This is a genomic window from Carnobacterium sp. 17-4 (genome assembly GCF_000195575.1).
Classification (GTDB): domain Bacteria; phylum Bacillota; class Bacilli; order Lactobacillales; family Carnobacteriaceae; genus Carnobacterium_B.
Genome location: NC_015391.1, coordinates 1228158 through 1254775 on the forward strand (window position 1 = coordinate 1228158; position 26618 = coordinate 1254775).

30 protein-coding genes and 3 pseudogenes are annotated in these 26618 nt (G+C 33.9%); 24 read left to right on the top strand and 9 right to left on the bottom strand.

The features are described 5' to 3' along the window. Window positions 1-36: 36 nt before the first annotated feature. The 4 genes and pseudogenes from CAR_RS05930 to CAR_RS12935 form a co-directional block, all read left to right on the top strand. On the top strand, window positions 37-1584 hold the full coding sequence (locus CAR_RS05930; protein WP_202945001.1) for an L-lactate permease: 1548 nt from the start codon (window positions 37-39) through the stop codon (window positions 1582-1584). A gap of 217 nt (window positions 1585-1801) precedes the next feature. Then, window positions 1802-2662, top strand: coding sequence for an alpha/beta fold hydrolase (locus tag CAR_RS05935; protein ID WP_013710816.1), 861 nt, complete (start codon window positions 1802-1804; stop codon window positions 2660-2662). A gap of 466 nt (window positions 2663-3128) precedes the next feature. Then, window positions 3129-3485 (top strand): MmcQ/YjbR family DNA-binding protein, encoded by a 357-nt coding sequence (locus tag CAR_RS05940; RefSeq protein ID WP_013710817.1) that lies wholly within the window; start codon window positions 3129-3131, stop codon window positions 3483-3485. Between the two features lie 53 nt (window positions 3486-3538). Next, window positions 3539-3836: pseudogene (locus tag CAR_RS12935) on the top strand (cadmium resistance transporter); the annotation flags it as partial. Window positions 3837-3943: 107 nt separating this feature from the next. On the opposite strand, the gene CAR_RS05945 reads toward CAR_RS12935, so the two are convergent. Then, entirely contained in the window at window positions 3944-4264 is a 321-nt protein-coding gene (locus CAR_RS05945; protein WP_013710818.1) for an ArsR/SmtB family transcription factor, read from the bottom strand. 253 nt (window positions 4265-4517) lie between these two features. Between CAR_RS05945 and CAR_RS05950 the strand changes: the two genes are divergently transcribed. The 4 genes from CAR_RS05950 to CAR_RS05965 all read left to right on the top strand — a co-directional run bounded on the left by CAR_RS05950 (window position 4518) and on the right by CAR_RS05965 (window position 9006). After that, the gene (locus CAR_RS05950; protein ID WP_013710819.1) at window positions 4518-6425 is read left to right on the top strand and encodes a heavy metal translocating P-type ATPase; all 1908 of its coding nucleotides are present in this window, start codon (window positions 4518-4520) and stop codon (window positions 6423-6425) included. A 566-nt stretch (window positions 6426-6991) separates the two neighbouring features. Next, entirely contained in the window at window positions 6992-7405 is a 414-nt protein-coding gene (locus CAR_RS05955; protein ID WP_013710820.1) for an RrF2 family transcriptional regulator, read from the top strand. Window positions 7406-7474: 69 nt separating this feature from the next. Continuing rightward, entirely contained in the window at window positions 7475-8377 is a 903-nt protein-coding gene (locus tag CAR_RS05960; RefSeq protein ID WP_013710821.1) for an NAD(P)/FAD-dependent oxidoreductase, read from the top strand. Window positions 8378-8409: 32 nt separating this feature from the next. Continuing rightward, window positions 8410-9006, top strand: coding sequence for a class I SAM-dependent methyltransferase (locus tag CAR_RS05965; RefSeq protein WP_041556316.1), 597 nt, complete (start codon window positions 8410-8412; stop codon window positions 9004-9006). 295 nt (window positions 9007-9301) lie between these two features. On the opposite strand, the gene CAR_RS05970 is transcribed toward CAR_RS05965, so the two are convergent. Continuing rightward, window positions 9302-10114 carry a VOC family protein gene (locus CAR_RS05970; RefSeq protein ID WP_013710823.1) on the bottom strand — a complete coding sequence of 271 codons (813 nt, stop codon included), beginning with the start codon at window positions 10112-10114 and terminating at the stop codon, window positions 9302-9304. 322 nt (window positions 10115-10436) lie between these two features. Between CAR_RS05970 and CAR_RS05975 the strand changes: the two genes are divergently transcribed. After that, window positions 10437-10736: a glyoxalase/bleomycin resistance/dioxygenase family protein gene (locus CAR_RS05975; RefSeq protein WP_052303135.1), complete on the top strand. Its 300-nt coding sequence runs from the start codon at window positions 10437-10439 to the stop codon at window positions 10734-10736. A gap of 120 nt (window positions 10737-10856) precedes the next feature. Here CAR_RS05975 and CAR_RS05980 read toward each other — a convergent pair. Beyond that, window positions 10857-11365 (bottom strand): annotated as a pseudogene (locus CAR_RS05980) (MepB family protein). Window positions 11366-11626: 261 nt separating this feature from the next. On the opposite strand from CAR_RS05980, the gene CAR_RS05985 reads away from it, so the two are divergent. From CAR_RS05985 to CAR_RS06005, 5 genes and pseudogenes are all read left to right on the top strand, one after another. Further along, window positions 11627-11839, top strand: coding sequence for a helix-turn-helix transcriptional regulator (locus tag CAR_RS05985; protein WP_041556317.1), 213 nt, complete (start codon window positions 11627-11629; stop codon window positions 11837-11839). Beyond that, window positions 11829-12281, top strand: coding sequence for a hypothetical protein (locus CAR_RS05990; RefSeq protein WP_013710827.1), 453 nt, complete (start codon window positions 11829-11831; stop codon window positions 12279-12281). Before CAR_RS05985 ends, CAR_RS05990 begins: the two co-directional genes overlap by 11 nt. A gap of 115 nt (window positions 12282-12396) precedes the next feature. Beyond that, window positions 12397-12723: a hypothetical protein gene (locus CAR_RS05995; protein WP_013710828.1), complete on the top strand. Its 327-nt coding sequence runs from the start codon at window positions 12397-12399 to the stop codon at window positions 12721-12723. 143 nt (window positions 12724-12866) lie between these two features. After that, complete coding sequence (locus tag CAR_RS06000; RefSeq protein WP_041556319.1) at window positions 12867-13091, top strand: hypothetical protein; 225 nt, start codon at window positions 12867-12869, stop codon at window positions 13089-13091. Continuing rightward, window positions 13081-13634 (top strand): annotated as a pseudogene (locus CAR_RS06005) (tyrosine-type recombinase/integrase). The gene CAR_RS06000 and the pseudogene CAR_RS06005 overlap by 11 nt, the downstream one beginning before the upstream one ends. Window positions 13635-13690: 56 nt before the next feature. Here CAR_RS06005 and CAR_RS06010 read toward each other — a convergent pair. Further along, window positions 13691-13918: a hypothetical protein gene (locus CAR_RS06010; protein ID WP_013710831.1), complete on the bottom strand. Its 228-nt coding sequence runs from the start codon at window positions 13916-13918 to the stop codon at window positions 13691-13693. Between the two features lie 617 nt (window positions 13919-14535). Here CAR_RS06010 and CAR_RS12835 point away from each other — a divergent pair. Beyond that, window positions 14536-15036, top strand: coding sequence for a helix-turn-helix domain-containing protein (locus tag CAR_RS12835; protein WP_013710832.1), 501 nt, complete (start codon window positions 14536-14538; stop codon window positions 15034-15036). A 140-nt stretch (window positions 15037-15176) separates the two neighbouring features. Here the strand turns inward: CAR_RS12835 and CAR_RS06025 are convergent, their stop codons facing one another. Continuing rightward, the gene (locus CAR_RS06025; protein ID WP_041556323.1) at window positions 15177-15419 is read right to left on the bottom strand and encodes a hypothetical protein; all 243 of its coding nucleotides are present in this window, start codon (window positions 15417-15419) and stop codon (window positions 15177-15179) included. A gap of 423 nt (window positions 15420-15842) precedes the next feature. Here CAR_RS06025 and CAR_RS13200 point away from each other — a divergent pair, with 423 nt between their 5' ends. From CAR_RS13200 to CAR_RS06030, 3 genes are all read left to right on the top strand, one after another. Further along, window positions 15843-15998 carry a hypothetical protein gene (locus CAR_RS13200; protein WP_162467527.1) on the top strand — a complete coding sequence of 52 codons (156 nt, stop codon included), beginning with the start codon at window positions 15843-15845 and terminating at the stop codon, window positions 15996-15998. A gap of 495 nt (window positions 15999-16493) precedes the next feature. Further along, complete coding sequence (locus tag CAR_RS13165) at window positions 16494-16664, top strand: hypothetical protein (RefSeq protein ID WP_013710835.1); 171 nt, start codon at window positions 16494-16496, stop codon at window positions 16662-16664. A 214-nt stretch (window positions 16665-16878) separates the two neighbouring features. Beyond that, the gene (locus CAR_RS06030) at window positions 16879-17097 is read left to right on the top strand and encodes a hypothetical protein (protein ID WP_041556325.1); all 219 of its coding nucleotides are present in this window, start codon (window positions 16879-16881) and stop codon (window positions 17095-17097) included. A 344-nt stretch (window positions 17098-17441) separates the two neighbouring features. Here the strand turns inward: CAR_RS06030 and CAR_RS06035 are convergent, their stop codons facing one another. Continuing rightward, complete coding sequence (locus CAR_RS06035; protein ID WP_013710836.1) at window positions 17442-18962, bottom strand: glycoside hydrolase family 43 protein; 1521 nt, start codon at window positions 18960-18962, stop codon at window positions 17442-17444. 388 nt (window positions 18963-19350) lie between these two features. Here CAR_RS06035 and CAR_RS06040 point away from each other — a divergent pair, with 388 nt between their 5' ends. Genes CAR_RS06040 through CAR_RS06050 form a run of 3 tightly spaced genes read left to right on the top strand, consistent with a single transcriptional unit; the run spans window position 19351 to window position 21082 of the window. Beyond that, window positions 19351-19845 carry an RNA polymerase sigma factor gene (locus tag CAR_RS06040; protein ID WP_041556326.1) on the top strand — a complete coding sequence of 165 codons (495 nt, stop codon included), beginning with the start codon at window positions 19351-19353 and terminating at the stop codon, window positions 19843-19845. After that, the gene (locus CAR_RS06045) at window positions 19842-20396 is read left to right on the top strand and encodes a zf-HC2 domain-containing protein (RefSeq protein WP_013710838.1); all 555 of its coding nucleotides are present in this window, start codon (window positions 19842-19844) and stop codon (window positions 20394-20396) included. Before CAR_RS06040 ends, CAR_RS06045 begins: the two co-directional genes overlap by 4 nt. Window positions 20397-20398: 2 nt before the next feature. Then, complete coding sequence (locus tag CAR_RS06050; RefSeq protein WP_041556328.1) at window positions 20399-21082, top strand: YfjL-like protein; 684 nt, start codon at window positions 20399-20401, stop codon at window positions 21080-21082. A gap of 241 nt (window positions 21083-21323) precedes the next feature. Here the strand turns inward: CAR_RS06050 and CAR_RS06055 are convergent, their stop codons facing one another. From CAR_RS06055 to CAR_RS06065, 3 genes are read right to left on the bottom strand one after another with little or no spacing between them, the layout of a single operon-like run. Continuing rightward, window positions 21324-22535, bottom strand: a complete 1212-nt coding sequence (locus CAR_RS06055; RefSeq protein ID WP_013710840.1) for a putative glycoside hydrolase — start codon at window positions 22533-22535, stop codon at window positions 21324-21326. A 6-nt stretch (window positions 22536-22541) separates the two neighbouring features. Next, window positions 22542-23408: a polysaccharide deacetylase family protein gene (locus CAR_RS06060; RefSeq protein WP_013710841.1), complete on the bottom strand. Its 867-nt coding sequence runs from the start codon at window positions 23406-23408 to the stop codon at window positions 22542-22544. A 25-nt stretch (window positions 23409-23433) separates the two neighbouring features. Beyond that, on the bottom strand, window positions 23434-24081 hold the full coding sequence (locus CAR_RS06065) for a YkyA family protein (RefSeq protein ID WP_013710842.1): 648 nt from the start codon (window positions 24079-24081) through the stop codon (window positions 23434-23436). Window positions 24082-24339: 258 nt separating this feature from the next. Between CAR_RS06065 and lspA the strand changes: the two genes are divergently transcribed. The 3 genes from lspA (at window position 24340) to pyrR (ending at window position 26543) form a co-directional block, all read left to right on the top strand. Further along, window positions 24340-24801, top strand: coding sequence for a signal peptidase II (gene lspA, locus CAR_RS06070; RefSeq protein WP_041556331.1), 462 nt, complete (start codon window positions 24340-24342; stop codon window positions 24799-24801). A gap of 46 nt (window positions 24802-24847) precedes the next feature. After that, a complete protein-coding gene (locus CAR_RS06075; protein ID WP_013710844.1) occupies window positions 24848-25753 on the top strand; it encodes an RluA family pseudouridine synthase in 906 nt (301 codons plus the stop codon). A 235-nt stretch (window positions 25754-25988) separates the two neighbouring features. Beyond that, window positions 25989-26543, top strand: a complete 555-nt coding sequence (gene pyrR, locus CAR_RS06080) for a bifunctional pyr operon transcriptional regulator/uracil phosphoribosyltransferase PyrR (RefSeq protein ID WP_013710845.1) — start codon at window positions 25989-25991, stop codon at window positions 26541-26543. Window positions 26544-26618: the final 75 nt, after the last annotated feature.

Sequence of the window (26618 nt, forward strand, 5' to 3'; positions counted from 1 at the left end):
ACTTAATAAAAAACGGATAATGGAAGGAAAAAAATTATGATATTACAGACATTACTTGCAGTACTGCCTATTGCATGGCTAATCATTTCACTTGGCGTACTAAAGATGCCAGGTACAAAAGCTTGCTTGATTGGACTGCTTCTTACACTTGGAATCAGCATCGTTGGTTTTGATTTCCCAATTATTGATGCTTTTACAGCAACATTAGAAGGCGTTATTAATGGCATTTGGCCAATCGTTTATATTATTGTAGCCGCTTTATTCACGTATAATTTAGCTACTTATTCTGGAAGTATGAAAATTATCAACCAATTGTTGACAGGAGTCTCCAAAGATATGCGAGTATTGGTTTTACTGATTGCTTGGGGATTTGGTGGGTTTTTGGAATCAATTGCTGGATTTGGTACGGCAGTTGCAATCCCGGCTGGAATTCTAGCTTCATTAGGTGTAAGCCCAGTTATGGCAGCTGTTATTTGTTTGATTGCGAATACTACCCCAACAGCATTTGGAGCAATAGGATTGCCTGTAACCTCATTAGCTCAAGCAGGAGGGCTGGAGGTTATGCAAACATCTTATATAGTCTCATTGCAGTTATTCTTGCTTATTCTAATCGTTCCCTTTATTTTAGTTATGCTGACAGGTGAAAGCATAAAATCATTAAAAGGCGTTACTCTGATCACCTTATTATCAGGGCTTGCATTTGGTTTGCCTCAGATTTTTGTAGCTCGCTACATTGGTCCTGAGTTGCCGGCTGTTATTGGTTCTTTAATTTGTATTTTGGTCACAGTCTTGGCGGCCCGTTTTGTAAAAACGCCAGAAGATTCTCCTTACTTGATTAAAGATAATGATCACGTAGGAAAGTCATCAGTTACCTTCTCGGTAGCTTTTAAAGCTTGTCTGCCTTATATTTTTGTTTTTCTATTTATCATTTTATCTTCATCTTTATTCCCGGCCATCAGTGGTACATTGGGAAAAATACAGTCTTCATTTGTAATCTATTCTGGAGAAGGTGCAAAACCTTATGTGATCAAGTGGTTGACTACTCCAGGGACATTGATTATCTTAGCAACTTATTTAGGTGGATTGATTCAAGGTGTTTCTTTTAGCAAAATTACTGGCATTCTTTGGAGTACGATCAAGCAGCTTAAAAATACCGCTGTGACTGTAAGCGCAATCGTAGCCCTATCTAAATTAATGGGATATAGTGGTATGATCAGTGTACTATCAACCTCGCTTGTTACTTTTACAGGATCTTTATTCCCATTGATATCTCCTCTAATTGGAGCCGTTGGTACATTTATTACGGGTAGTGATACAAATGCGAACATTCTCTTTGGATCGTTGCAAGTTAATGCTGCTCAATCGTTAGGTGCGAATGAATACTGGTTGGCTTCAGCTAACATGGCGGGAGCAACAGCTGGTAAGATGATTTCTCCTCAAAGTATAGCTGTAGCAACTGCAGCTACAGGTTTGATTGGACAAGAAGGTGCAATCACTAAAAAAGTATTTAAATACTTTGCTTTGTACTTAGGTGTTATTTGTTTGATCGTATTCTTCTTAGGAAAACTGTTAGGTATGATTTAATTTTAAAATTAGGAAATACACTTATAAAAAAAATTAAAATCGAGCTGTTATACATTTCTAAAATGTATAACAGCTCGATTTTTTGTTCTTTCTCAATATCTGAATCATTGAAGATGAAATTAAAGCAATTTTGTTGTACTTAAGATTGGACTTTTTACTTTTAAATCACTTTAAAATAAAGTACATTTAACTGAATAACTATCAAAGGAGTGAAAAGATGCTATTCGAAGACTTTAAACTAAAAACGGTAGATACTGGTGAAGTTAAAATTCGTTTACGCTATGGTGGTGAAGGTCCATCGTTGCTGCTTCTACATGGTCATCCCCAAACTCACATGATGTGGCATCTTATCGCTCCGCTTTTGGCTAGAGACTTTACAGTCGTTATGCCTGATTTGAGGGGATATGGGGACAGTTCTAAACCTCCAACAACGATAGATCATTTTCCTTATTCCAAACGAGCAATGGCAAGAGATCAAATAGCTGTGATGAAATATCTAGGATTTACCCAATTTGCTGTTGCAGGACACGATAGAGGTGGTAGATGTGCCTATCGCTTAGCACTTGATTTTCCTGAAGCTATTACAAAGCTTGCTATCCTAGACATCATCCCCACTGGAGAAGCGTTTAAGCATACTAATAAAGACTTTGCTATGGGATTCTGGCATTGGTTCTTTCTAGCACAGCCCTTCGATTTTCCTGAAAAGATGATTGGAGAAAATCCAGATAACTTCTATTTCCAAGGAGACAGAAGTCTATTTCATCCTGAAGCATTAGCTGATTATTTACGCTGTATTCGCCAGCCTGATACGATCCATGCAATGTGCGAGGATTATCGGGCGGGTGCTTCTATCGACCTTAAACTAGATGAGGAGGACCGAGGAATAAGAAAAATCAGTTGTCCGGTTCTGGCATTGTGGAGTGATCAAGGTGAACTTCCTGACTGGTATGATGTGTTGTCAGTCTGGAAAGATTGGGCTGATGAAGTACAAGGACGTGGAATAAATTGTGGGCATTATTTAGCAGAAGAAGCACCTCAAGAGACTTACGAGGAGTTATATAAATTCTTTAAAGATTAAAGCTGTAACAATGTAAGCAATATCATAGTAATGATTACCGAACTTTTCAAAAGAAATATTTAAAAATTAAGTAAGCTATCATATGTATGTTTCAATATGTCAATAAGATAGAAGATGAATTATAAGCAAGTAAAAGTATGTTCAGAATACTTCAATCCACCATTTTATACTGAACTAAATTTATTTGTTTCAGGAGTAGTATTACTTACACTTGTAATTTGTATAGGTTTTCTTTCATATGCAATTTCTTGGGGTTTCCAAGATACAAGGTGATCATAATTTCTAATATTTACCTAAAAAAAAACTTATTTCGATGTCTGTTTATAGAAGGATATAAATTGAATGAATTCATTTAGTTTAAATTTTATTTTAGAAATAGGAGGAAGGTTTATATGAAAATACTATTTCATTTGCCCTTTTGACAAAATGTGATATATTTATAATTAAATTTGTGGGAGGTAATAGTATGGTTACTCGTTCAGATGTTTTAAGATACGCAGAAGAAAACTATAAAACTATTTCAGAGCATTTGTGGGATAAATTTCCAAGTTATGAAGTGTTACGGCATAAGCATAATAAAAAATGGTATGCTATTATCATGAATGTGCCTAAAAACAAAGTTGGTTTAGAAGGCGATGAAGTTATTGATATATTAGACATAAAGTGTGAACCTGAAATGGTTGCACCTTTGTCATCACGAGAAGGATTTTCCCGTGCATACCATATGAATAAAGAACACTGGTTAACGGTTATTTTAGATGGAACCGTTTCGGATGAAGAAATATATAGTTTGATTGATACAAGTTATGAAATGACAAAATAACTACCTAACTTCGTTAAAATCGATATAAGAAGTAAATATCTGATATTAGATAGAATCATGTATTTTGGACAGTAGACTTAATAACAATTGCTTCTGGTAGCGATAATTCAGGAATTTATATTCCATTCTTTACCTCGTTAGCTGTTTCGGAAATTATTTATTGCTTTAATTGTATTCGCGCTCTCTGTTGCGATTATTTGCTTTATCAGTTACAAATCAACCAAAATTTCCTTTGTTTCCAAAAAGTTAGAAAAATATGAACAAATCATTGTTCCTATCGTGTTTGTTGGTTTAGGAATTTATATATTGATTGAAAATGGTACGATTCAAATGTTATTAAATTTTATATAAATAATTACGATAGTGAAGGTGAAAAAAGACAGCGAGTTAAAATCTCGCTGTCTTTTTTTATTTTGAACTAATGAATTGTAAGATCATTTTAACCTTGTAGTTAGTCTTTATTTTTCTTGCTCTTGTTCTTCGATATGAGTTAAAACTTGCTCAAGAATACTAAATACATGAAGATCATCAAGGCTATAAATCATATTTTTACCAGCTCTTTTTGATTTTACTAATCTTGAAGTCCTTAAAGTTTTTAACTGGTGAGAAATTGCTGATTGTTCCATACTTAAAGACTGTGCAATAGCTCCAACACTAAGTTCTTCTTTCTGCAAGAGGAATAAAATAGAAAGTCGTGTAGGATCACTAATCATTTTAAATATTTTACTTACCTCTTGAATAGCTTCATTTGTTAATGGAGAAGTTAATGATGATTTCATAAGATTTCCTCCCCTTCATATGTGTGTTCGTTCATGTTTAGATTATCATAAGATTTTTATAAAGCAAGTTTTTTCTATAAGGAGAGCTATTTTAGAGTAGAGTATCTTTACTAAGTAAATAAGATAACATTTTTTTGACAAATCATACATAGCGGCATATAATGAACGTGTAGACATATGAATGTTCATTCAAATGTAATTCGTAAACATTACGATTCCAAAAATAATAGTTTTATTAAGAAAGGTGATAAAAATGAAAGAGATTCAAGCACAACACTCACACGAAAATCATGACCATGATCATGGCAATATGCCAGTTACTTTGTACTTTATTGGTTTAGCATTGTCGCTTATTGCGTTATTTTTAAACGGAGAAAATAGTTTATTACAAAATAGTTTATTTTTCATTGCTTCAATTAGTGCTGGCTATCATGTCATTGTTCTTGAAGGAATTGGAGAAACGATCGAGAACTCTCGAATCCAACACAAATTTACACCTAATTCTCATATTTTAATGGGAGTAGCTGCAATAGGTGCTTCTCTGATAGGAAATTTTTGGGAAGGAACGTTATTGATCCTTATTTTCTCTGGTGCACACTTTCTTGAAGATTATGCTGAAGGAAGAAGTAAAAGGGAAATTACCAAGTTGCTAGAAATGAATCCAACAACTGCTAGGTTAATCATGCTAGATGGCAATACAAAAATTGTTAATGTTAATGAGTTAAAAGTAGGAGATAAACTCCAAGTTTTAAACGGTGACCAAGTACCTATTGACGGAGTGATAGTATCTGGCTCTACGTCGATCGATGAGTCTTCTATTAATGGTGAGAGTATGCCTAAAGAGAAGTCAAAGGGAGACGGAGTTTTTGGGAGTACAATTAATGGAACTGGTACGTTTACTATGAAAGTTACAAAAGAGAATAACGATACTGTCTTTTCAAAGATTTTACAACTAGTGAATCAAAATCAAGAGAATCAAACAAAAGTGTCTAGTATTATCCAAAAGTTTGAGCCTAAGTATGTTAAATTTGTTTTAATTGCAATCCCGCTTGTCATTTTACTTGCTCCTATGCTTTTTGATTTGACCTGGTCACAAAGTATTTATAGAGGATTAGTCCTTTTAGTAGCAGCTTCTCCGTGTGCTTTAGCAGCAGCTACCGTATCTGTAACGTTGTCAGCCACTTCTAATCTAGCAAAAAGAGGCGTACTTTCAAAAGGAAGTGCCTATTTGTCTCAATTAGCCGATATTCAAGCCATTGCCTTTGATAAAACAGGAACTTTAACTAATGGCAAACCAGAAGTAACAAATTATTATTTTGCTACTTCTGTGAATGAGGAAAATATTATTGATATCATAGTGGCTCTTGAAAAAGAATCAAATCACCCGTTAGCAAGTGCTATTTTAGACAAGTTTGAGCCAAAAAATAAACTAGCAATTGAAGTGGAAAATCAGATTGGAAAAGGTTTAATAGGCGATTATAACGGAAAAACTTATCGTATAGGCAAACCAACTTCCTTTGAAGCTGTATCGGATGACTATACACGTTTGAATAAAGAATGGGCTTCAGAAGGTAATACGGTTGTATACGTATCAGAAAATGAAAAAGTAATTGGTCTGATAGCATTAATGGATATTCCAAGTGAAAATGCGAAGGCAACAATAGAGCACTTTAAGAAGTGTGGTATCCATACCACTTTAATTACTGGGGACTCTGAAATGACAGGGCAAGCTGTTGGTAAACAATTAGGAATAGACCAAGTAATTGCGAACGTCATGCCAGAAGATAAATCTGAAATTATCAATGAACAAATGGAACACTATGGCATAACCGCTATGGTGGGAGATGGTGTGAATGACGCACCTGCTCTTGTGAAGGCAGATGTCGGAATTGCTATGGGTGATGGTACGGATGTTGCAGTAGATGTATCTGATCTAGTGTTGATGAAAAATGATTTATCCAAATTGGTAAAAGCTCATGAGATTTCTTTAAAAATGAATCGAGTTATTTGGCAAAATATCATATTCTCAATGATAGTCGTAGCTTTTCTAATTATCGTAAGCTTATTAGGATTAACGGATATAGCAATTAGTGTGATCGTTCATGAAGGAAGTACTTTGGTTGTTATACTAAACGGACTTCGATTGTTAAAGATTAGCTAAACAATAACTGTATCACTCTAAATTAATTTATAACTTAATAAAAATAAGGATTCTACTGCCCAAAAGGTAATAGAATCCTTATTTTTTATTAATAATCTTTATTCATTTGTGTATCTGATGCGACAAGTGCATTTTCGATAATATTTTATTAATTTACTTATCACTTATTTTGATTTAACAAAAGTAATTACATATGGGACAGAAGATTTCCCTGTAATTAATGAACATATTAACTTCACAGGTGGATTAATCTGTTTATTCGCTTATTCTATTTTATGTATCCTTATCTCTAGTGTCCTGATAAGTAAAAAAAGTAAGATTTAAACTTTATTTTTCTTTAAACGTCACAAAGTGATAATCTAGATTCTATTATAAAAACTAGTTAATTTATATATTTTAAGTAATACATGAAATTGCTTAAAAGCGTGTTTTTAAAACCAGGTCTTAAAAAGTTTTTTTATGACTGATTCATTTTCGTATCTTATAAAAAATGTGTTGACTTTAAGTTAGATTTACCTTATATTCAATTAAAGACAAAATGAATCTGTAATTAAAGGAAGAGCAAAATGAAGTACTCAAAAGCTACAAACTATGCTTTACATTCTATGGTTCATTTGGCAATGGAATCTACCAGTGGAGCAGTCAGGGTAGAAGATTTAGCCAAACGCCAAAAAATATCCCCCACTTATTTGTCAAAAATACTGACAAAATTATCAAAAGCTGGATTGATCGTATCAACTCCGGGAGTAAAAGGTGGATACCGGTTACTGCGTTCACCAGAAGAATGTACATTTCTTGATATTATTCAAGCAATTGAAGGGTATGAATCATTACTGAACTGTACGATGTCTCATGATGGTAAGTGGAATAGACACTGTTTGATCGAACGTGCAGTAGCAGATGCAGAGGATAAGCTGAAAGATGAACTTGCACGCAAGACAATTGCGGATATTTTGAAGCAAAGGCAAGAAAAAAATTAGTGTTTCGCTAATTTTTATGCTAATTGTAGATATTAAAGGTCTTTAATAGAGTTTATAGGAGGAGAAAAGATGATAGACGTTGTTGTAATCGGTGGAGGTCCAGCAGGTATGAGTGCTGCTTTAGTAGCCGGAAGAGGTAAAAATCAGGTGCTTCTTATCGATGAAGAAAAACCTAGAAATGCTGTGACACATGAAACTCACGCTTTTTTAACGAGAGATAGAATTAAGCCAGAAGATTTCAGAAAAGAAGGCAGAAGAGATTTACTAAACTATCCAACCATTTCTATCAAAAATGACAAAATTCTATTTATTGAAAAAACGCTGGAAAACTCATTTAAGTTGACCACCGAGTCAAGGGAAACAATTCAGACTAAAAATATCGTTTTAGCTACAGGAGTGAAAGAGACACTTCCGGATGTGAAAGGAATTGAACAGTATTACGGAAATAGTATTTTCTCTTGTCCTTTCTGCGATGGATGGGAAATGAAAGACAGACCCTTGGTACTCATAGCAGAATCGATTCAGGCTATACATGTTGCTAAATTATTGAAAAATTGGACAGATGATCTGATTGTGGCCACTAACGGAAACAGCGTTTTTACTGCTGAGCAGAAGAAAGTTTTGGAAATAAATAATATTCGCCTGATCGAAGAAAGTATCGTTGAATTAAAAGGTACAGGTGGAGAACTTCAGAGCATTGTCTTCGAAAACGGAGAAGAAAACAGCAGATCAGGTGGCTTTTGTACAACAGTATTGGATACTAACTTTCCTTTTGTTGAACAATTGGGCATAGAAGTCAACGAAGCAGGCTTTATTGTCACGGATATGATGGGACACACGAATATCAAAGGTATTTACGCAGCTGGAGAAATAACAGGGCCTTCTCAATTAATTGTTTCTGCCAGTCAAGGTCATATGGCAGGCGCAGGGATTATAGCGGACTCTTGTGAGGAAGCTTTTCAAGAAATATAAATAGATCTATAAAAAAGAGCGGAGTGAAAGCAATGGGACATATAAATCAATTTAATCAATTGGCAGCAAAATACGATACAGCAAAAAATACGGATATGGCAAAACTTTCTACCGAAGCTATACGCAGTTTGTTAGATAAAAATCATACAAAGACAGCTATAGATTTCGGTTGCGGTACAGGAAATGTAGGACTAGATTTGTTAGAGGATTTTGAATCTATGTTGTTTGTAGATGCATCTCCAGCAATGATTGAACAGGTTGAGAAGAAATTAGCAGATATAGATACTAAAAAAGCGTCCGTACTTTGTCTAGATATTGAAAAAGACGGTCATCTTCCCTATAAAGCAGATACCATTATCCTTTCTTTAGTATTGCATCACATTTCCGACAGCCATAAACTATTAACAAAACTTTATGATGCCTTAAATGAAGATGGACAATTACTGATTATTGAAATGGAAAGACCAGAAGAAAAAGCAAGTGGACATGGAATAGATAGAGCTGTATTAACTGCTGATTTATCAGAGATAGGCTTTCAAAACATCCAGTCAGACATCTTTTATGATGCGGAAAAAGAGAATGATGAACAAGAAACATCAAGGTTTATTCTAAGTGCTAGAAAAAATTAAAATAAAGGGTTTTAATTCTTCGGATACAAAAATAATTTACTTTAAAAATTGACAGTAAATTCCATAAAATCAGGTATTGATAAAACAGGCCACAAGGATATTTGTATCCTTGTGGCCTAAAACACATTATTTTACATAAAGTAGTGTATTAAAAAAATTACGCGAAATCCATCACGAAGTATCTTTTGAAGAACGTGTGGAAATTTTGAGTGAAGATTTTGAATAATGATCATAATGAAGTACCCTACACGGTTTGAGTGAATTATCCAACCCGTGTAGAGTATTTTTGAATAGGTTAGTTCTTAAAATGATACAAAGTACCGTTTATTTCAACCGTTTTTTCTTCAGATGATCCAGTAATAGTAATTAGGAAAGGCCCCTCACCTTGTTCCTCTAAATAATGTTGAGCAATCCCCTCGCCTTTTGGTTCATAGAAAACGAATGATTTATTCTCAACAATCAATGATTTTCCTTCTGCATTCAAATCATCGTTAATTATATTTTCACCAGTTTCAAACTCAAAAAACTGAGCCCATTTATTTGCAGCAGCTTCTGCATCTTTAACAGCAAATCCAACTGATTGAATGGCTAAATCACCAAGTTTGTGTGGTTTAATACTCCCTTGTTCCTTTAATTCTGCTTCGCGTTCTGAATTTGATCTTTTCCAATCAATGAAAAACGGTAAGGTGAGGTCACTATTTTTATCAATGGCATAGAGGAGTTCCCAATGGATTTCATTTCCATCTGGTGTTTTACGGCTGTAAGGATATGGTCCGTAAACGTCTAAATTGAATTGTTTGAGACGTTTGGAAACGGCATTCAAGTCGTTATGACGCAGCGCAATACGTTCAAGATTATCTTGGTAATGGTGTTTGTCAAATTGATTCCATAAGGTATATGGTTCTTTTGCACTCTTCTTAACCAACTCTTTATCAAACGAACCAATTAGTTCAATATAAGTTAAATTATCGAAATAGCTGAGAATATTGTAAGTTCCGAATTGTTCATGGCGGCCGCCTGGATTAGAATAGACTCCCAATTTTTCTAATGTTGAAGCAGCTTTTTCGGGATTATTTGTATAGTGAACAATATGATCTAATTCAAACATTCTATCTCCTCCTTAATCGAGTAAACCAAATAAATTGGCGATAATCAGTGGTGCACTAAAAATAAACAGACTGATTTTCATATGGAAATCAAAAAATCCTTTATAATGGCTGGTAAGAGGACTTATCCAAGACCGCTATAAAGAACTGCTATTATGGATAAGTTTATACGGAAAAATTCCTTTTGTAAATGGATTGAATCGGTTTCTTTTGAAAATTTATCCAACCATTTACAGGAACAGATTAAACAGGCAAACGGCTAGAGCTTGAACAAAGAAAAGAATAGGCAACCTAATAACCTGTATTATCTAGAAATGTCATCTCTTGTTTTACAGTAAAGGGCTTGGATTTGAAGTGGTTAGCCGCTATAGTGATCAGGTGCTATTCATCTCTACTGGTAAATACCATCACCATATCGCATTGAACACGTGGATGGGAGTTGGCGCACCAGCACCCTCTTCGAATAGTGTTGGTCTTGATTCGTTTACAACCATCTTAGCTGATGAGGAAGCAAGGAATAAGGTGATCGCTCAGTTGAAGAGTATTGGTGCACTTGTAACAGAAAAAAACGATTCTTTTGTAACTTATGAACCTTCTGGGAATTGTATTTATTTAGTGGTTTAACTTCAGTTAATTGGAGTTCAGGCTTATCTCTAAAGATACATCAAATTAGATAGATTCATGTATCCAGAACCTTGCTTTAATAAGGTGATTTTTTGCGTTTATTCTTTATTATTCTTTAAATTACAAAGAGTAAAGGTTAATTATTTTATCTATAGACTCTTGATTAAGAGTACTCATGTCAACAAAATAAGGTAATTGCCATTTTTGAGTGTTCATTGCTTGTTTGCTAGTTGGTGTATCCAAAATAGGGTAGACTCTTATAGCCATTTTCCTGTAGTAGAGGGAGATCGAAGTATGTTTTTTTCAACAAGAATTTCTTTTGGAAAAACAAATTGTCCAAATTCTTTATTATTTTTAAAAGTTGTTACAACTAATAACTCAGGTGATTCTTCAGATAAAAAAGGACGGTTTTTATTGTTGCTATCTTTTTCCCAGAAAGCAACAAACTGTCCTATTTTTGTAGGTGTGATTTTCGCAACTCTAAATCGAATAGTTTTAGAAGATAAACTAAAAACACCAGCACCATATTCAGAATTTTGCTTTTCTTCTTGAATATATTCTACCGTTAATTGTTTTGGTTCATAAATTGTTTTATTTATATATCTTAAGGCTTCTTGAAACATATTCATTTTATCACTCCTTAAAAATTTAATTGATAATACTTCATTACAAATAAAAGTAGTTCTTATTTTTTATATTCATTAAAGTGATACATGAAATTCCATAAAAATATGTATCTAAAACCTTGTTGATTCAAGGTTCTTTTTTTTCTTTTAAATAATTTTTATTAACTAAAATTCAAATAACTATTGACAGTCTATCATATTATCATTAAAATGTGAATCAAGCTTCACGTGAAGTATGCTTCACAAAAAGGGAGAAGATTTATTTTGAAAAATAGAGTGAAAGAGTATAGGAATATACGCAATATGACTCAACAACAACTAGCTGATTTAGTATTTGTTTCTTCAAGAACCATTATTTCTTTAGAGAAAGAAAATTATAATCCTTCTCTTATGCTCGCTTATAAAATAGCTCTTGTTTTTGGAACAACAATCGAAGAATTATATTGTTTGGAGGAGAATGTAGAAAATGAAAAATAAAATTTATAATAAAAAAACGTTTTGGCTAGGAATATTTTTTTTATTGCTATCTTTAGTTTCTGTAAGGGAATTAATTTTTTTCTTTGACAGCATGAGCGGTGGGGAAATTGTAAAGGTCCTTATGCATCTAGTATTTGATACGTTTGTTGGCTTTTGGCTTGTTCAGGAAAGCTTAAGTTATAAGCAAGCAAAAAGAGCGGAACAAGAAAAAGACGAAAGAGAAGAACTCGTCAATTTAAAATCTGCTAATGCCTCGATTATAATTATTCAAATCGCTTCTTTTATTCTTGTGATTGTCGCTGTTATTGTATGGTATCTAGGTAGAATAAATGGACTTATCGGTGCAGCTCTTATCGGTTCAGCTGTAGCTTTTGGGATTGTTTTCATTCTCACTTTTTTTTCACAACTAGTTACATATCTTTATTACTATAATAAAATTTAGCTGTTAATCCATATTATTTTCAAAATTTAATACATAAAATTAGATGAAATCGTGTATCGGGTGCTGTAAAAACATTAACTAACGGATAACTATTAGAATTGGAGTGAGTAGTTTAATGAAATACGAAAATCAAGAACTATGCAATGACCTTAATTTAATAAAATCTGTTTTATCACAAATTTGTGAGAAGCTCGAGATTGATTCCAGTCAATTATGGTATCTTGAAATGGATTTAACAACCGATCAAATAGCTGCTATTGATAAAATACTAGCTATTTATAATATGCACAATGAAGTTCCAACTTTGGAAAAGGTAACAAAGGATATTAAAGATTCCATAGAAATAGAATTTCATGAAGATGTTGTTAAAAGGTTACTTATTTCATATAAAACAGAATCTTTATTGCCTGTAGCAGCAAAGATTCTTGATAATATAAAATAATTCTTTGATACACTATCTCATGTGAAATAGTGTATAGGGAATCCTATTAAAACAGAGTTCTTTTTTTAAAGGTCTTCAATACACGATTATGTGGTATGTTAAACAAAATCAGGTATTCAAATTTAAATTATGGAGGATTTGAGATGAAGGAAAAAACAAAAGATATTTTATTAACAATTGTAACAGTTATTCTGGCTATTTTTTTAACCTTTCTCACTCAAAGTCAGTTACCTAGGCTAGATTTTTTAACAGTAGGAAATAGTTTAGTTCGTTGGGGATACTTTTTAATCTTCTATGTAATTTACTTTTACGTTATATCTAAAATTATTTTTTTTGTTAAAAGTAAGTGGGGTCATAATGAGTTATAACGTCCAACCATTACGCACGCAGCAAGAAATAAACGACTTTTTATTCTGTTTGAGACGCAACAAAAACGCAGATTGGGATGTTTTTTTATTTTTTGATTGGCATTAATAGCGGGTTACGCATGTCAGATATCGTGAAATTGAAGAAAAAAGACCTTATTTCCTCGAAAAGTCCTTGAATCGTCGAGAAAAAAATAGGGGAAATTTGTATTTTGTATTTGAGTAGTCTTCAGGACTTGATCAAAGACTATACAAAAGACTTAGAATCAGAGGATTATTTGCTTCCTAGTACTAAAGGTGGGCATATAGAAGTCAATATGGTCTATCAGATGTTTCAAAAGGTCGCTAAGCTGTTAGGAAGAGACGATATTGGCACGCACACGCTGCGTAAGACGTTTGGTTACCACTTATTACAAGAAAACCAAAGACGTGGCCACACTGATGGAAATACTCGGTCACAGCAGCGAGAAAATAACAAAACACTATATTGGGATCAATGAAGATGAAATTAGCGAGACATTACTTAATTTTAGACTAGGTTTTTAATACTTTTGCAATAGAAAAAGCCGACAGATTAGTATCACTGTCGACTTTTTTTTACCTTAACAAGCAAGAAAATTCGTTCTAATGTCATTATAAAGTTGTTGAGCCTCTTCCTGTTGTTGAATAAGATTTTGTTCTTGATCATGTGTTCCAAAAAAGACAATTTCAATGTCAGCTAGAACATTTCTAAGTAAGTCGTTCTTTTTACAGTTACTTAATTTTTCTGAATGAATAATCGCTTTATAATTAGCATGGAAATCTCTAAGTGTTCCTATCAAAATAATCATTCCTCCTGGTTAATTTTCTCTTTTAAGTATAAATAATTTCAGTTATCATAGCTACCTATTTAAGGTATAATCAATTTTTTTTGCAAACTATTAATTACTGTTCCTTTTGAATGTCTTGCAACCCAATTAATAATCAGACTACCGGCAACTATTATAAGGAGATACTGTTAAATTTTCGATTAGTTTTTTTTATCATTTTAAAATAAACACAATCGAATTATTTATGCTTTTTTTCTCTATAATTAATGACAACTACTCTAATCAACACGATTATCATTAGCAAGGGAATAGTCCAAATTAAACTATAGAAAAATCCTGAAGTAAATGTACTTTTTATAGTCTCTTTATTATTCAACATAACCATAAATTTAGTACCTGAAAGGACTAATATAAATGATAAATAGGAATAAGCGAATGTTTTAAGAAATTTTTTTACTTTATCTGACAAATGTTTTCCTTCTTTCTACTAGTTAACCTTACTATAATAAACTAAATAATGACTGTGTAAACGTTGGCTTTAAAGGATTAGTAATCTCTTTCTATTGTTATCTATCTAGTTAGAAAGTAAATTTAATATCAGGATCAGTTATCCACTACAGAAACTTTAGGGAGGAACTATGGAAATTAATTTAATTTTGAAACAAAAAAGAAAAGAGCTAAAGTTAACTCAAGAACAAGTAGCACAAAAAATATTTGTCTCTCAAAAATCAGTTTCAAATTGGGAGACCGGGAAAACATTCCCTGATATTTACAGTTTAATTCGATTAGCTCAATTATATGATTTATCTTTAGATAATTTATTGTTGGAGGAATCCGATATTGTTGAAGATATAGATAAAAAAATTAAAGTCGCTTCAATTTTTAACAATGTATGGTTTTTTATTATCGGAGGAACGTTAGGTTATGTGTTGCTAGTCCATACTCTTTTTAATGAGCCATTAAGTATTTTACATGTTATACGTGGAGTCATTATTTTTAGTGCCTATTATCTTTTCAACAACTATTCAAAATCAAAAAAATATAAGTATCTTTTTGATAGTTTATTTATTATTGGTTTAAGTGCTTTATTAACTATCTTATGGAGTTTGATTCGTTGGGCTGTTGTTTCTGGTCTATAAGTTTAATATATAGAGTTAGTCCTAGAAATACCTTCCATAATTGAGAGCTAGGTAACTAAAAACGTATAGTCATACTAAAATCGTTGTTAGTAGTTTGATCTTTCGTGTACTTTGTAAACTACTGTAGTAAATTAAAGTCATTATCTTTTAGAGACATCTGAAATAATTAATACTCCTCCAATTAGTAAACCAATAAAGAGCCATAATCCTAAGATAGTAAGGGTAACTACTCCAAGTACATACCTTGGTGCGTGGCTTAATTCAAGGAAAAGTTGACTCGTTTCTCCATAATCAAAAATGAGGTTTTTGGTTCCCTTGAATCCTATATAAAGCAAGGCATATAAAAACCCTTCTTTTAATCGGCTTAATTTAGTTTTTTTCATTTTTATTGTCACTCCTTTATCCTTTAGGCGGTTCTGTTTTTTATTAGGGCTTATCTTTTAATAAATGGTCAATTGAAACTTGATAATAGGTACTCAATTTAACCAATTTATCTAAGTCAGGATAGCTGATGTCATTTTTCTATTTGGAAATAAATTGTCTTGAAATATGTAACTGTTCTGCTACATTTTTTGACTCGACTACTTTTTAATTTTCCGCCTAATAACAAAGATCTTCTTTCTTACCTTTTACTTATCTCTATCATACTGAAAGTAAGGATCAATGACTATAACGCATTGGTTTACATGGTAGCAACCATTGGTTGCTACCATGTAAACCAGCACGTTCTTTTAGTTCTAGTAGATTAGATAGATAATTTGATTATGAACTACCAGGTTAGGAGAATGGTTATGGGAGATATCATAATGAAAAAAATAACTAAAAGAAATTGTTATCAGGTTATATCGATTCTTATTTTTTGTGGGGCTATTTTGGCTGTATTAAATACAGAACTTATTTTTGGCTATTTTTTAATTATTCTAGGTTATTATCTCCTGCGAAAATCAGATTTAGAGGACTAAAAAAAAATACTCCTTCCTTCACATCTATAAAGATCGCTAAGGTATATTATAAACTAAATGAATAGAAGTAATTTAATGGCTCCAGTAAAACAAGCAGGTTCATTTTTAATAATTATGACTATCATTTTTACAATAGTTCTAATTTTCCCAGGAACCCCTGGTGAAGACAGTCTCTTAACTATTCTGTTTTTTTAATAGGTATACCTTCAGTTAGTTATAATATTTGGTTGAACTATAAAAAAATACCTAAAATATATAGTGTACTTGAAATAGTTGTCGTTGTTATATGTGCTATCTTGCTGATATATACGATAATTAATTATTTAACATAAAAAGGGTAAGAGCAAATATTTCTCATATAGAACTCCACAACACTTTAACTTCATTTTTTAAGATAATACCGTTTAAAGAAATAAAAAATTAGCATAATGTTAAACTAATCTTATAATAAATACTTTTTTTAATAGCGATAGCGATAAAAAGGAGAGATGATTAATGTTAAAATATATAGCCGTTAGTGGATTTATTCTTAGCACTTTGTTTGTCTTATCAGAAATGGGTGTCACCGTATTTGGGAATATGATAAAAACTAAGAGAGAAACAGGGGTTTCAATAGAAATTCAAGTCGCAAATGCAATAAAAAAAAGTGAGAATAAAATTAAGTAACGTTTATGTTTCAACTAACAACAATTCTAAAAATAAATGAGACCTGCAGCATCAGGATGGATTAAACTAGGAGTTGCAGTTGCAAAAGAATGGGATATAAATGGTTGGGTATAATTTTATATGAGCAAATAGTATAATGCAGCAGAAAAACATGTTGCAACTAAATACAAAACGAAGTAGCTATGAAGTAACTATATAGGTTAGAGGTGAGTTTATGTTTAATAAATATAAAGAATTTGCAGAAAAGCACCCGTATGCTAATATTATACTAATAATGGTATTTACTAGTCTTATTGGTATTTCAATAGAGTATATAGTAAATCAAGACTTTATCGCCGGAGCATTATATACCGCTATAGCGCTTACTATAATTGAACTTATCAGAGACAGAAGAAGAAATAAATTAAAAATTAATTTTTTAATTGTCATTTAAAGTATGGTAGACACAATCTCCCTTAACAAAAGTGTCTGTCTTAAAATAGTTAAGAAGAGAGGATATAAGCACGCACACATTGCGGAAGAGATTTGGCAATTACTATTTACAAGAGAAATAAAGACGTGGCTACATCGATGAAAATATGTGGACACAGCAGATAGAAAATTACTAAATGTTGATGGACTTTAAAGTAGGTTCCGAAATAGAGAGCAAAGTAACTAAAACAAAGAGTAGGCTAGCAACAGATGTTAATAGATACATTACTTTTTCGAATGTTTGATGTATTCAATCATATATTATATTTAAATCAAAAAACAAACTAAACAACTAAAGTAGCTTTACTATTTTCTAGCTATTTTATAGTTAAACCAGTTGAATCGAGCTTCATTGCGGCTTTGTTCACCATTACCAGTTGCATATAACCCAAAGACATTCCCTGTAAATCCACCTGCTACTTCGGTTGACAACAAGCCGCATTCTCCAGTCCCTAAACTAGTGACGTCACCAGTTGGCGAAACGATCTCAAAGCTATAGCATTCAGCATCAGATATGATACGGAATTCAATTGTATTCTCTTCATAATCCAACTGTTTTTCAATAACACTTATTGAACCAATATTTTTTCTGAAAAAGACTTCTGTTTTTCCGTTCATATTTCTTAGACCGATTTCATAATGGAAATTTTCATTAGCAAAAATCGTCAGTCCAGCTTCTTCTGAATCTTGCGGTTTAAATTGAAGCGATGTTGAAATTTCACAGTCAAAATGTTCTTGTCGGCGACCAACGAAAGTATGTGTCGCAGTATCTCTTAAGGTTGCTGACGAACCAATCAAACTTAAGAAACCTTCTTCACCATTCAATAGATAATTTTCTTTAAGCAGGTTTCTTCTGAAGATCCACTTAAAATCTAATACAGATTGATCAAAATCATCTCGTTCTTTCCATTCCACATGTTGTGCTGATGTAATAGACTCACTTTCAATTTCTTCACCAATAATGCCGTTGTCTCCAACTATTGGCCATCCAGCTTCTGTCCACGTTATGGGAGCTAAGAATGTTTCGCGTCCTAAATGATGTTTCTTTGGATACCCAATTGGTCTAAATGCTAAGAAAACAGCCCACCAAGAACTATCTGTATGTTGTACTAAATCAGCATGACCGGTTGCTTGTATCGGATGATTCTTACTACGATGGGTCATGATCGGGTTCCCTTCATAACTTTCAAAGGGTCCATAGAGATTCTTACTTCTAGAAATCGTCAGCATGTGCCCGTACTCTGTTCCTCCTTCTGAAATCATTAAGTAATAATACTTCCCTATCTTATAAAGATGTGGCCCTTCCGGGAAAGCTCCGCCAGTTCCTTCCCAAATAAATTTCCGTTCAGATAAGTATTTCCCAGTTTTTATATCGATTTCCACTTGATAGATACCAGATTTTTCATGGTTGCCACTTGTTCCAGTTAGGTAACATTTGCCGTCCTCATCAAAAAATAGCGACGGATCAATTCCTTGGCTATTTTCAAACCAAATAGGTTCTGACCATGGGCCGGCTGGATTGATAGCTGTAACGAAAAAGTTCCCACCCTCTAATACATTTGTTGTCACAACATAAAATACACCCTCATGATAACGAATCGTAGGTGCATAAATTCCACAAGAACTTGGTGTATCATTCAAAGGTAACTGTTGTGTTGTCGTTAAACAATGACCTATTTGGTCCCAATTCACTAAATCGGTACTATGGAAAATCGGTACACCAGGAAAATACTCGAATGTACTGGTCACTAAATAAAAGTCGTTTTCCACTCTGCAAATGCTTGGATCTGGGTAAAAGCCGCTGATAATCGGATTTTTAAATTTCATAGTCTATCTCCTTTTCTATTTGATAATTCTATCTTTATTATCTAAGTAAACGCTTCCGAATAATACAGTCAAAATAAGCTCTTTTGCAGTAAAAATAGGATTTTTTGAAGATATATAAAGTGTACATAATTTTTAATTATCAGAAGCTGTTTAAATACGAAGGAAGAGAATACAGAGGATTCCGGTACTTTGGTCCGAAATCCTCTTTTTTTGTCGTTCGAAAGAGCTTGTTTTTAACCTTTGATTGAGATTCACAAAATATTTTTAAAACTTTCATTAATAAAAGCTATAGAATGATAGGTAGAAGATAAATTATTTTTAAAAAATTTGTAACGAAATAGCTAGTCAAGGTATTAATACTATGAACAGCAAGAAAGAGAGGGCAGTTATGAATAGGCTTGAGGAAGAATACGAAAAGATCTATCCGAAAATATATGCGTTTTTCTATGCTAAGACAGGAAATCAGGCGACTGCTCAAGATCTTTGCCAGGACACCTTTTATGAAGCGTGTAAAAATATAACATCTTTTAATAGTCATTCCACCTTATCGACATGGATATTTTCGATTGCCATTAATTTGTTGAAAAAGTATTACCGCAAAAATAAGTATCAGCAAAGCTTAATGCAAAAACTCGCACTAATTCCAGAAACTGAAATTCATTCATTAGAAGGGTTGACGGAAATCAATGAAGATACAAAAATACTTTTGCACCATATTTCAAAATTGGATGACGTTGCAAGAGAAATCGTATTGTTGCGCATATATGGAGAGCTGAGTTTTTTAGAAATCGGCGCATTGATTGGTAAATCAGAAAACTACGCGCGTGTGACATTTCATCGCTTGAAATTAAAAATTCAAAAACTAATGGAGGTGACACTATGAATAAGGATAAGGATTGTGCAATTTTGCAAGATCTGTTACCGTTATACGAAGAAAAATTATTGCATCCGGATACGGAAGAGTTTATCGAAGAGCATTTGAAAAGATGTCAAGAATGCCGGCATATCGCAAAAAATTCCCATATCCCTCTACCTGCTGAAGTGAAGACAGGTGAGCCTTCCAAAAAGATGATCCAAAAAATAACCTTACGATTAACAACGATACAAATATTCTTTGTAACAATTGCGTTTGTATTAGCGCTCGGTACAACAGTTATGAATAATAGCTCAGGATTTATCTTGTCCTACACTATTTTAGGGGCAGTAACCTATCTGTTTTACCGTTCGACCCTCGTTGCTGTATTACTTGCAGTTGTGCCGACATTCGTCTGGAATTGCCTGATATATATGACAGATTCGTTCGGTGAATTCTATACTGAAAGTTTTTCGGATGGAGTTCTGATAGTCCTGGTTTCACTGATCATGTATTTAGTGTTTACAATTATCGGAGTCTTCATCGGCTATTGTATTCTTAAAATAAAGGAGGAAAATTAATCATGAAAAAGAAAATAATATACAGTGTGGTGGCAATCTCATTAATTGCTATCGTAGGGTTCGCCTATATACAAATGAGCGGAAATCCAATTGAGAAAAACAGATCAAAGGAGAGTCTAGAGGAGTTTTTAGAACAAGCGTATCCGGACATGGACTACGAGATCAAGCGGTTGGCAGAATATGGATGGGTTGATGACACTTTTCGGTTTAATGTAGTGGCAAGGGATTCGATAGGAGTTGAAACCATCTATCCGTTCGATGTCTCCGCTTTCGAACCGTATGAAATCCTTGACGATACGATCCACGTATCCAGCATAGATAAAGAGGCGTCAAACAAATTAAATCAAGAGGCAGAGCAGTATATTTTAGCGCTTCTTCAGGAAAAAGTTCCAGAAATCGATGGAGTCTCAACAGATGTAGAGGTTTATGGTAATGTTGCTGAGGAATGGACACCACAATTGAAAACCCCAAAGCCTATTCTCATTATGACGGGAATGGATAAAGGCGACTTGACAAAAGAGCAGATGCTGGAGCAGGGTAAGGCAATCCAACAGCAATTGAATGATGAATCTATTGATTATTATTCAGCTGAAGTAGGGTATCGTAGCTTTATTGATGGTGAAGAAATTTATGATTATGTTAGTTTTACGCCAGAAAAAAAGTTAACGATAAAAGATGTCAATTAAATGAAAAACAGAAAAATCCCTAAGACAAATGGTGTTTGGTAAGAAGATAATCATTTCTAGTAAACGAATAGATTTAGTTGAAATAAAGAATGTCGCTTTACTGTAAATGGATTGGGTTTATAAAATGGAGAGTAAAGATGATAATACTCTTTAGTTTACATATCACTCAAAGTAAAGAACCCCCTCTAATTTTAGAGGGGGGTTCTTTGTTTACAAATTCAAGAGATGAGAAACTGTCATTTTATTCCATATTGTAATTAACGCCTTCAGTGTAGGTGTTGGATGCATCCCATAGTAAAAATTCATTTACGCCAGCATCGTGTAAGGCTCTTACTTGGTCTTCAACTTGAGGGGCACCATAATTTTGGTAATTTCCTGCACCTAAGTATGAAGCTGTAAAATCTTGTATCCAAGGTCTGGATTGAGGAGGTGTTTCTAAGCCTGCTAGCAAGTTATTTTCAACTTTCATGTATTCAGCAACTAATTTATAAGGTTCTAAATCAGGTTTGCTGATACCAAAGTAAGAATTCCAGTGACTTGGGTAGATCATTGATGAAATGACATCGACATTTTCTGAGATTTTAGCAAAGTTTTGTCCAATACCAGGAGCTTCGGGAACTGTAGCTGCATAACCAAAAATATCTACGGATACTTCAACGTCATACGGTTTTAACTCTTCGCGAGCGTATTCAACAAAATCAGTTACTGCTTCAACACGTTGTTGAATATCATCTAATTCGCTAGTCTCATAGTCGCCACGGGTATAGGTTAATGAATCACTTTCATTTTCGAAACCTTCTGGGAAACGAACATAATCAAATTGGATTTCCTTGAAGCCCATTTTAGCAGCTTGCTTAGCCACTTCAACGTTGTAATCCCATACTTCTTTAGAAAAAGGATTAACAAAAGCGTCGCCATTGCCATTCTTCCAAACACTGCCATCCGCTTTTTTGAAAGAAAGTTCCGGTCTAGCTTCAGCTAGTAAAGTGTCTTTAAAGACAACGACACGAGCGATAGGGTAGACTTTATTTTCTTCTAATTGTTTCATCATAGCCGCTGGATCAGTCACGAATTCTTCTGTACTTTTTTGAACAATTTCATTTTCAGATTGAAGATCCATTGTCATTTTTCCAACATCGTCTTTGACATCAATGACCATAGCATTTAGTCCACTGGTATTAACAAAATTAATCAATTCTTTCATTTTATCTGTTCCACCAGCTGAATAAGCTGTTACGTAAATTCCTTTTACGCCATTCTCAGGATACTCGATAGTGATGCCACTATCGTATGTAAACTGTGAAGGAAACTCAACAGGTGTTCTGAGGATTGGTTCTGAGTTGATTTCTAATAAAGTTGGTTCAGGATTTTCTTCAGCTGATACTGCAAGAGGAGCGAAACCAATGCTCGCTGTTGCTAGTAATCCCAGCCAAAATGATGCACTTTTTTTCATACTTTTTTATTCCTCTCTTTCAGGTGATTCAATAAGATTAGGGTCAACTAGGGTAAACCCTTTTTCGATTAAGCCTTCAGCAATAGAAATGACGGCTCCATTCGTCCATGAACGATCATGCATCAATAGGTTAGCTCCATTATTTAGGTATTCCGTGTTTAACATGATACCGGATAAAGCTTCACTTGTTTGGTAATCTGCTTCCCAATCGTATCCATACGTCCAGTTCATTGAAACCATGTCTTCTTCAGCCATTATAGCATCAGATGTTTCCGTCGTTACGCCATGAGGGGCACGAAAGAAGCGCGGTTTTTCACCAGTTACTTCATAAATCAATTGATTGGTTTGTAAGATTTCTTCGCGTTGGTTTTCTGGACTGATGGTACTTAAATTAGGATGTGTTTGGGTGTGATTTCCAATTTCAAATCCCATATCATAAATTTGTTTCAACTTTTCTTTACCTTCATCTGATTCTATGTACATACCGTTAACAAAGAAGATGGCAGGTGCATTGATTGCTTTCAATTGTTCAGCTATTTCCACTGCGTGTTGATCAGGAGAATCGTCAAAAGTTAAAAGGGCTACTTTAGGGTCAACGGCCTCATCGATTGGTTCTACAACTGAGGTGGTTGGGTTAATGTGGTACCGAAATGCTTCTTGTTTATCAGAAGGCTGCTCGGAAGACTCCATTGAACTTTGGACTTCACTGCTTTGTTCACTTGTAGAAGATTCTTCTGTGCTACTCGATTGAGTCTCACTTGTGTTAGAAGCAAGCGAAGAAGTGGTCGAATCGTCAGTTGACGTATCAGCAGTTTGACATCCGCTTAAGATAAGAGCGCTCATAAGAGATACTCCTAATAGAATAGGTTTCATTTTCAAAGACTCCTTTAGTATGTGCTTATTTAGATTTAGATGATTCGTTTAAATCGTTAAGAGACGCTGTTGATTGAGCTTGAGTATCTTGCACAGCAACAAGTTCTTGATCAAGTTTAGCCAATAATGCTTTTGTTTCAGCATCAGATTTATTAATGGTTTCGATACCGGCAGTAAGGGTCTCATAAGTGGCTTCTTCTTTGCCTAAATCTGAAAAATAGGTTTCCTGTTCGGCTAATACTGTTTCGTAATGAGCGATATACTCCTCTAAGCTAGCGGTCAGTTCTTCTATGTTTGTAGATAATGCCGTTAGTTCTTCTTGCGGCAGTTTATCACTTGTTTTTTCTGCTAGGAGAACTTGTTCTTCTTTCATCGCAGAAACCGTCTCTTTTAATTCGGAAAGGGAAGAGGAACGAGTCTCAACATTTTCAAAAACAGCAGAAGACTTATCCGCTAAAGTGCTTAATGAATCGTCTTCAGAAAGCGTCGTTTCAAACGTTCCCTGTAAACTTTTTTCTTGTTCTGAAATGGCATTTAAGTCATTTACGATCTGTTCATTTTGAGTCTCGACAGAGGTGGTGGATTCCAATGCTTTTGCAACATCATCGTTGCCGCAAGCTGTCAAGAATAAGGAAACAGCAAATAAATTTGTGACTAAATATCTTTTTTTCATTGTACGAAAACTCCTTTTTTAATTTAGAAAACATCAAAGTAAAGAAAAAACAAACGAAAAAGCACATTTTTTTCGTTTTCATTTAATCAATAACTTTAACCATTATAGCAAACGCTTCCTGTTTTCTAAAGCAATATGACCCGTTATTTAATATTAAAGAGGATAAGTAGGAAAAAATAAAAAACTATCTCTTACGTATAGAATCATGTAAAATGGGTAAGTAAGTGGAAAACAGAATGAGGTAAAGAGAGGGCTAATATGTTCATATATTATATCTTAGCAGCCATCATAGTGGCCGTTGATCAGTTCACTAAATTTTTAACCGTGCAAAACATTGACTTATATGAAATTGTAGAAGTTGTTCCAAATGTCTTATCATGGATGTACATTCAAAATAACGGAGCTGCTTGGAGCATTTTAGAAGGCCAAATGTGGTTCTTTTATATTATAACGATTATAGTAATTGGCTTTGTTATTTATTATTTGCAAAAATATGGTAAGCAAAGTCGGTTATTTTCAATTGCTTTAGCACTTATTTTAGCTGGTTCAATAGGGAATTTTATTGATCGTATTCGATTTGAATATGTTATCGACATGGTTCGTTTGGAATTTATTAATTTTCCGATTTTTAACGTAGCCGATATGTCATTAAGTATCGGAGTATTTTTAATGATTATTTTTGTTTTCATAGACGAAAGAAATGAAAAAAAGAAACGCTAAACCATTATTTAAATATAAATTAAGGGTTTAAAGAAGGAGATCAAACATGTTACAAGAACATAATTTTATTATTAACGAAGAATCAGGTCGCTTAGATAAGGTCTTGACAGACTTATTGCCGTCTATTACACGTTCGCACATTCAACAATGGATCAAAGAAGGAAACGTCTCTGTAAATGGAGAAAAAATGAAAGCTAATTATAAAGTACAACCAGGAGACGAGATTGCTATCGTTGAACCAGAGCTTGTTTCTTTAGAGGTGCTTGCAGAAGATATCCCAATCGAAATCGTGTATCAAGATGAAGATGTCGTAGTCGTGAATAAAGCACAAGGAATGGTTGTCCATCCTTCTGCTGGTCATCAAACAGGAACATTAGTGAATGCATTGATGCACCACATCACTGATTTGTCTGGTATCAACGGAACGATACGTCCAGGAATCGTTCACCGTATCGATAAGGATACTTCAGGTTTATTAATGGTTGCTAAAAATGATGCTGCACATGAAAAATTAGCTGCTCAATTAAAAGACAAAACGTCATTAAGAGAATACATTGCCTTAGTGCATGGTGTGATCCCTCATGAAAAAGGAACGATTGATGCTCCACTTGGCCGTTCAAAACAAGACCGCAAAAAACAAGACATCATTGATGGCGGAAGAGCAGCTGTAACGCACTTTACCGTTCTTGAACGCTTTAAAGATTTTACATTGGTTTCATTGAAATTAGAAACGGGTAGAACACATCAAATTCGTGTGCACATGAAATACATTGGTTATCCTTTAGCAGGAGACCCAATATACGGACCAAGAAAAACATTAGAAGGCAAGGGACAGTTCTTGCATGCAACGACATTAGGTTTTAAACACCCAACGTCTGGTGAATTCTTAACTTTTGAAGCACCTTTACCTAAGTTGTTTGAAGATACATTAAACGACTTAAGAAATGTCTAAATTTTTTGTTTGACTTTTTTAGAGACGTTCTATATAGTCATAAGTGACAGAAAAATAAACTTATCCTTTAATCCTAGTCCTGTGAGACTAAGAAGGAGCATAGTAAGAAAAGGTGAACGTACCTTCTCTTATATTTACTCAACAGTAATATGCCCTCTTTGACCATTAAAGGTTAGGAGGGCATTTTTTATTGGCCAATCCTATTAAAGCGATATGAAAAGTTGGAGGGGAAGATATGTCAATTAAATCAGAAGTAGAAGTAGTCGATCAAGCTGCTGTAAAACGCGCATTGACTCGGATCACTTATGAGATCATCGAAAGAAACAAAGGAATTGAAGACTTGGTTCTAGTTGGGATCAAAACGCGGGGCATTTACCTTGCAAGGCGAATTGCTGAACGCATGAAACAGTTGGAAAACGTGGAGATCCCTGTGGGTGAGTTAGATATATCACTTTATAGAGATGACGTCCATGAAATGAACGACAATAATGAACCTACGATAAACGGATCGGATATTCCGGTTTCTATTGAAGGCAAGCAAGTCATTCTAGTTGATGACGTATTGTTTACTGGCCGGACGATTAGAGCGGCACTAGATGCACTGATGGACATCGGTCGCCCAAGTAAAATCTCTGTGGCTGTATTAGTTGATAGAGGGCACAGAGAATTGCCGATTCGTGCCGATTTTGTTGGTAAAAACATTCCTACTTCCTTAGAAGAACAAATTAAAGTTGGCGTTCAAGAACTGGATGGCGAAGATCATGTGCTCATCCAAAAAATAACTAAATAAAGCTAAGTGAAACTTTAAATTAGTCCTGTGAGACTAATAAGGTCACTACTATAATCGTACCCTGATTCCATACTG

What these genes read in the sequence shown, in the direction of transcription:
- CAR_RS05930 (WP_202945001.1), top strand. Translation starts at nt 37, where the DNA reads ATGATATTACAGACATTACTTGCAGTACTGCCTATTGCATGGCTAATC.
- CAR_RS05935 (WP_013710816.1), top strand. Translation starts at nt 1,802, where the DNA reads ATGCTATTCGAAGACTTTAAACTAAAAACGGTAGATACTGGTGAAGTT.
- CAR_RS05940 (WP_013710817.1), top strand. Translation starts at nt 3,129, where the DNA reads ATGGTTACTCGTTCAGATGTTTTAAGATACGCAGAAGAAAACTATAAA.
- CAR_RS05945 (WP_013710818.1), bottom strand. Translation starts at nt 4,264, where the DNA reads ATGAAATCATCATTAACTTCTCCATTAACAAATGAAGCTATTCAAGAG.
- CAR_RS05950 (WP_013710819.1), top strand. Translation starts at nt 4,518, where the DNA reads ATGAAAGAGATTCAAGCACAACACTCACACGAAAATCATGACCATGAT.
- CAR_RS05955 (WP_013710820.1), top strand. Translation starts at nt 6,992, where the DNA reads ATGAAGTACTCAAAAGCTACAAACTATGCTTTACATTCTATGGTTCAT.
- CAR_RS05960 (WP_013710821.1), top strand. Translation starts at nt 7,475, where the DNA reads ATGATAGACGTTGTTGTAATCGGTGGAGGTCCAGCAGGTATGAGTGCT.
- CAR_RS05965 (WP_041556316.1), top strand. Translation starts at nt 8,410, where the DNA reads ATGGGACATATAAATCAATTTAATCAATTGGCAGCAAAATACGATACA.
- CAR_RS05970 (WP_013710823.1), bottom strand. Translation starts at nt 10,114, where the DNA reads ATGTTTGAATTAGATCATATTGTTCACTATACAAATAATCCCGAAAAA.
- CAR_RS05990 (WP_013710827.1), top strand. Translation starts at nt 11,829, where the DNA reads ATGAAAAATAAAATTTATAATAAAAAAACGTTTTGGCTAGGAATATTT.
- CAR_RS05995 (WP_013710828.1), top strand. Translation starts at nt 12,397, where the DNA reads ATGAAATACGAAAATCAAGAACTATGCAATGACCTTAATTTAATAAAA.
- CAR_RS06000 (WP_041556319.1), top strand. Translation starts at nt 12,867, where the DNA reads ATGAAGGAAAAAACAAAAGATATTTTATTAACAATTGTAACAGTTATT.
- CAR_RS06010 (WP_013710831.1), bottom strand. Translation starts at nt 13,918, where the DNA reads ATGATTATTTTGATAGGAACACTTAGAGATTTCCATGCTAATTATAAA.
- CAR_RS12835 (WP_013710832.1), top strand. Translation starts at nt 14,536, where the DNA reads ATGGAAATTAATTTAATTTTGAAACAAAAAAGAAAAGAGCTAAAGTTA.
- CAR_RS06025 (WP_041556323.1), bottom strand. Translation starts at nt 15,419, where the DNA reads ATGAAAAAAACTAAATTAAGCCGATTAAAAGAAGGGTTTTTATATGCC.
- CAR_RS13200 (WP_162467527.1), top strand. Translation starts at nt 15,843, where the DNA reads ATGAAAAAAATAACTAAAAGAAATTGTTATCAGGTTATATCGATTCTT.
- CAR_RS13165 (WP_013710835.1), top strand. Translation starts at nt 16,494, where the DNA reads ATGTTAAAATATATAGCCGTTAGTGGATTTATTCTTAGCACTTTGTTT.
- CAR_RS06030 (WP_041556325.1), top strand. Translation starts at nt 16,879, where the DNA reads ATGTTTAATAAATATAAAGAATTTGCAGAAAAGCACCCGTATGCTAAT.
- CAR_RS06035 (WP_013710836.1), bottom strand. Translation starts at nt 18,962, where the DNA reads ATGAAATTTAAAAATCCGATTATCAGCGGCTTTTACCCAGATCCAAGC.
- CAR_RS06040 (WP_041556326.1), top strand. Translation starts at nt 19,351, where the DNA reads ATGAATAGGCTTGAGGAAGAATACGAAAAGATCTATCCGAAAATATAT.
- CAR_RS06045 (WP_013710838.1), top strand. Translation starts at nt 19,842, where the DNA reads ATGAATAAGGATAAGGATTGTGCAATTTTGCAAGATCTGTTACCGTTA.
- CAR_RS06050 (WP_041556328.1), top strand. Translation starts at nt 20,399, where the DNA reads ATGAAAAAGAAAATAATATACAGTGTGGTGGCAATCTCATTAATTGCT.
- CAR_RS06055 (WP_013710840.1), bottom strand. Translation starts at nt 22,535, where the DNA reads ATGAAAAAAAGTGCATCATTTTGGCTGGGATTACTAGCAACAGCGAGC.
- CAR_RS06060 (WP_013710841.1), bottom strand. Translation starts at nt 23,408, where the DNA reads ATGAAACCTATTCTATTAGGAGTATCTCTTATGAGCGCTCTTATCTTA.
- CAR_RS06065 (WP_013710842.1), bottom strand. Translation starts at nt 24,081, where the DNA reads ATGAAAAAAAGATATTTAGTCACAAATTTATTTGCTGTTTCCTTATTC.
- lspA (WP_041556331.1), top strand. Translation starts at nt 24,340, where the DNA reads ATGTTCATATATTATATCTTAGCAGCCATCATAGTGGCCGTTGATCAG.
- CAR_RS06075 (WP_013710844.1), top strand. Translation starts at nt 24,848, where the DNA reads ATGTTACAAGAACATAATTTTATTATTAACGAAGAATCAGGTCGCTTA.
- pyrR (WP_013710845.1), top strand. Translation starts at nt 25,989, where the DNA reads ATGTCAATTAAATCAGAAGTAGAAGTAGTCGATCAAGCTGCTGTAAAA.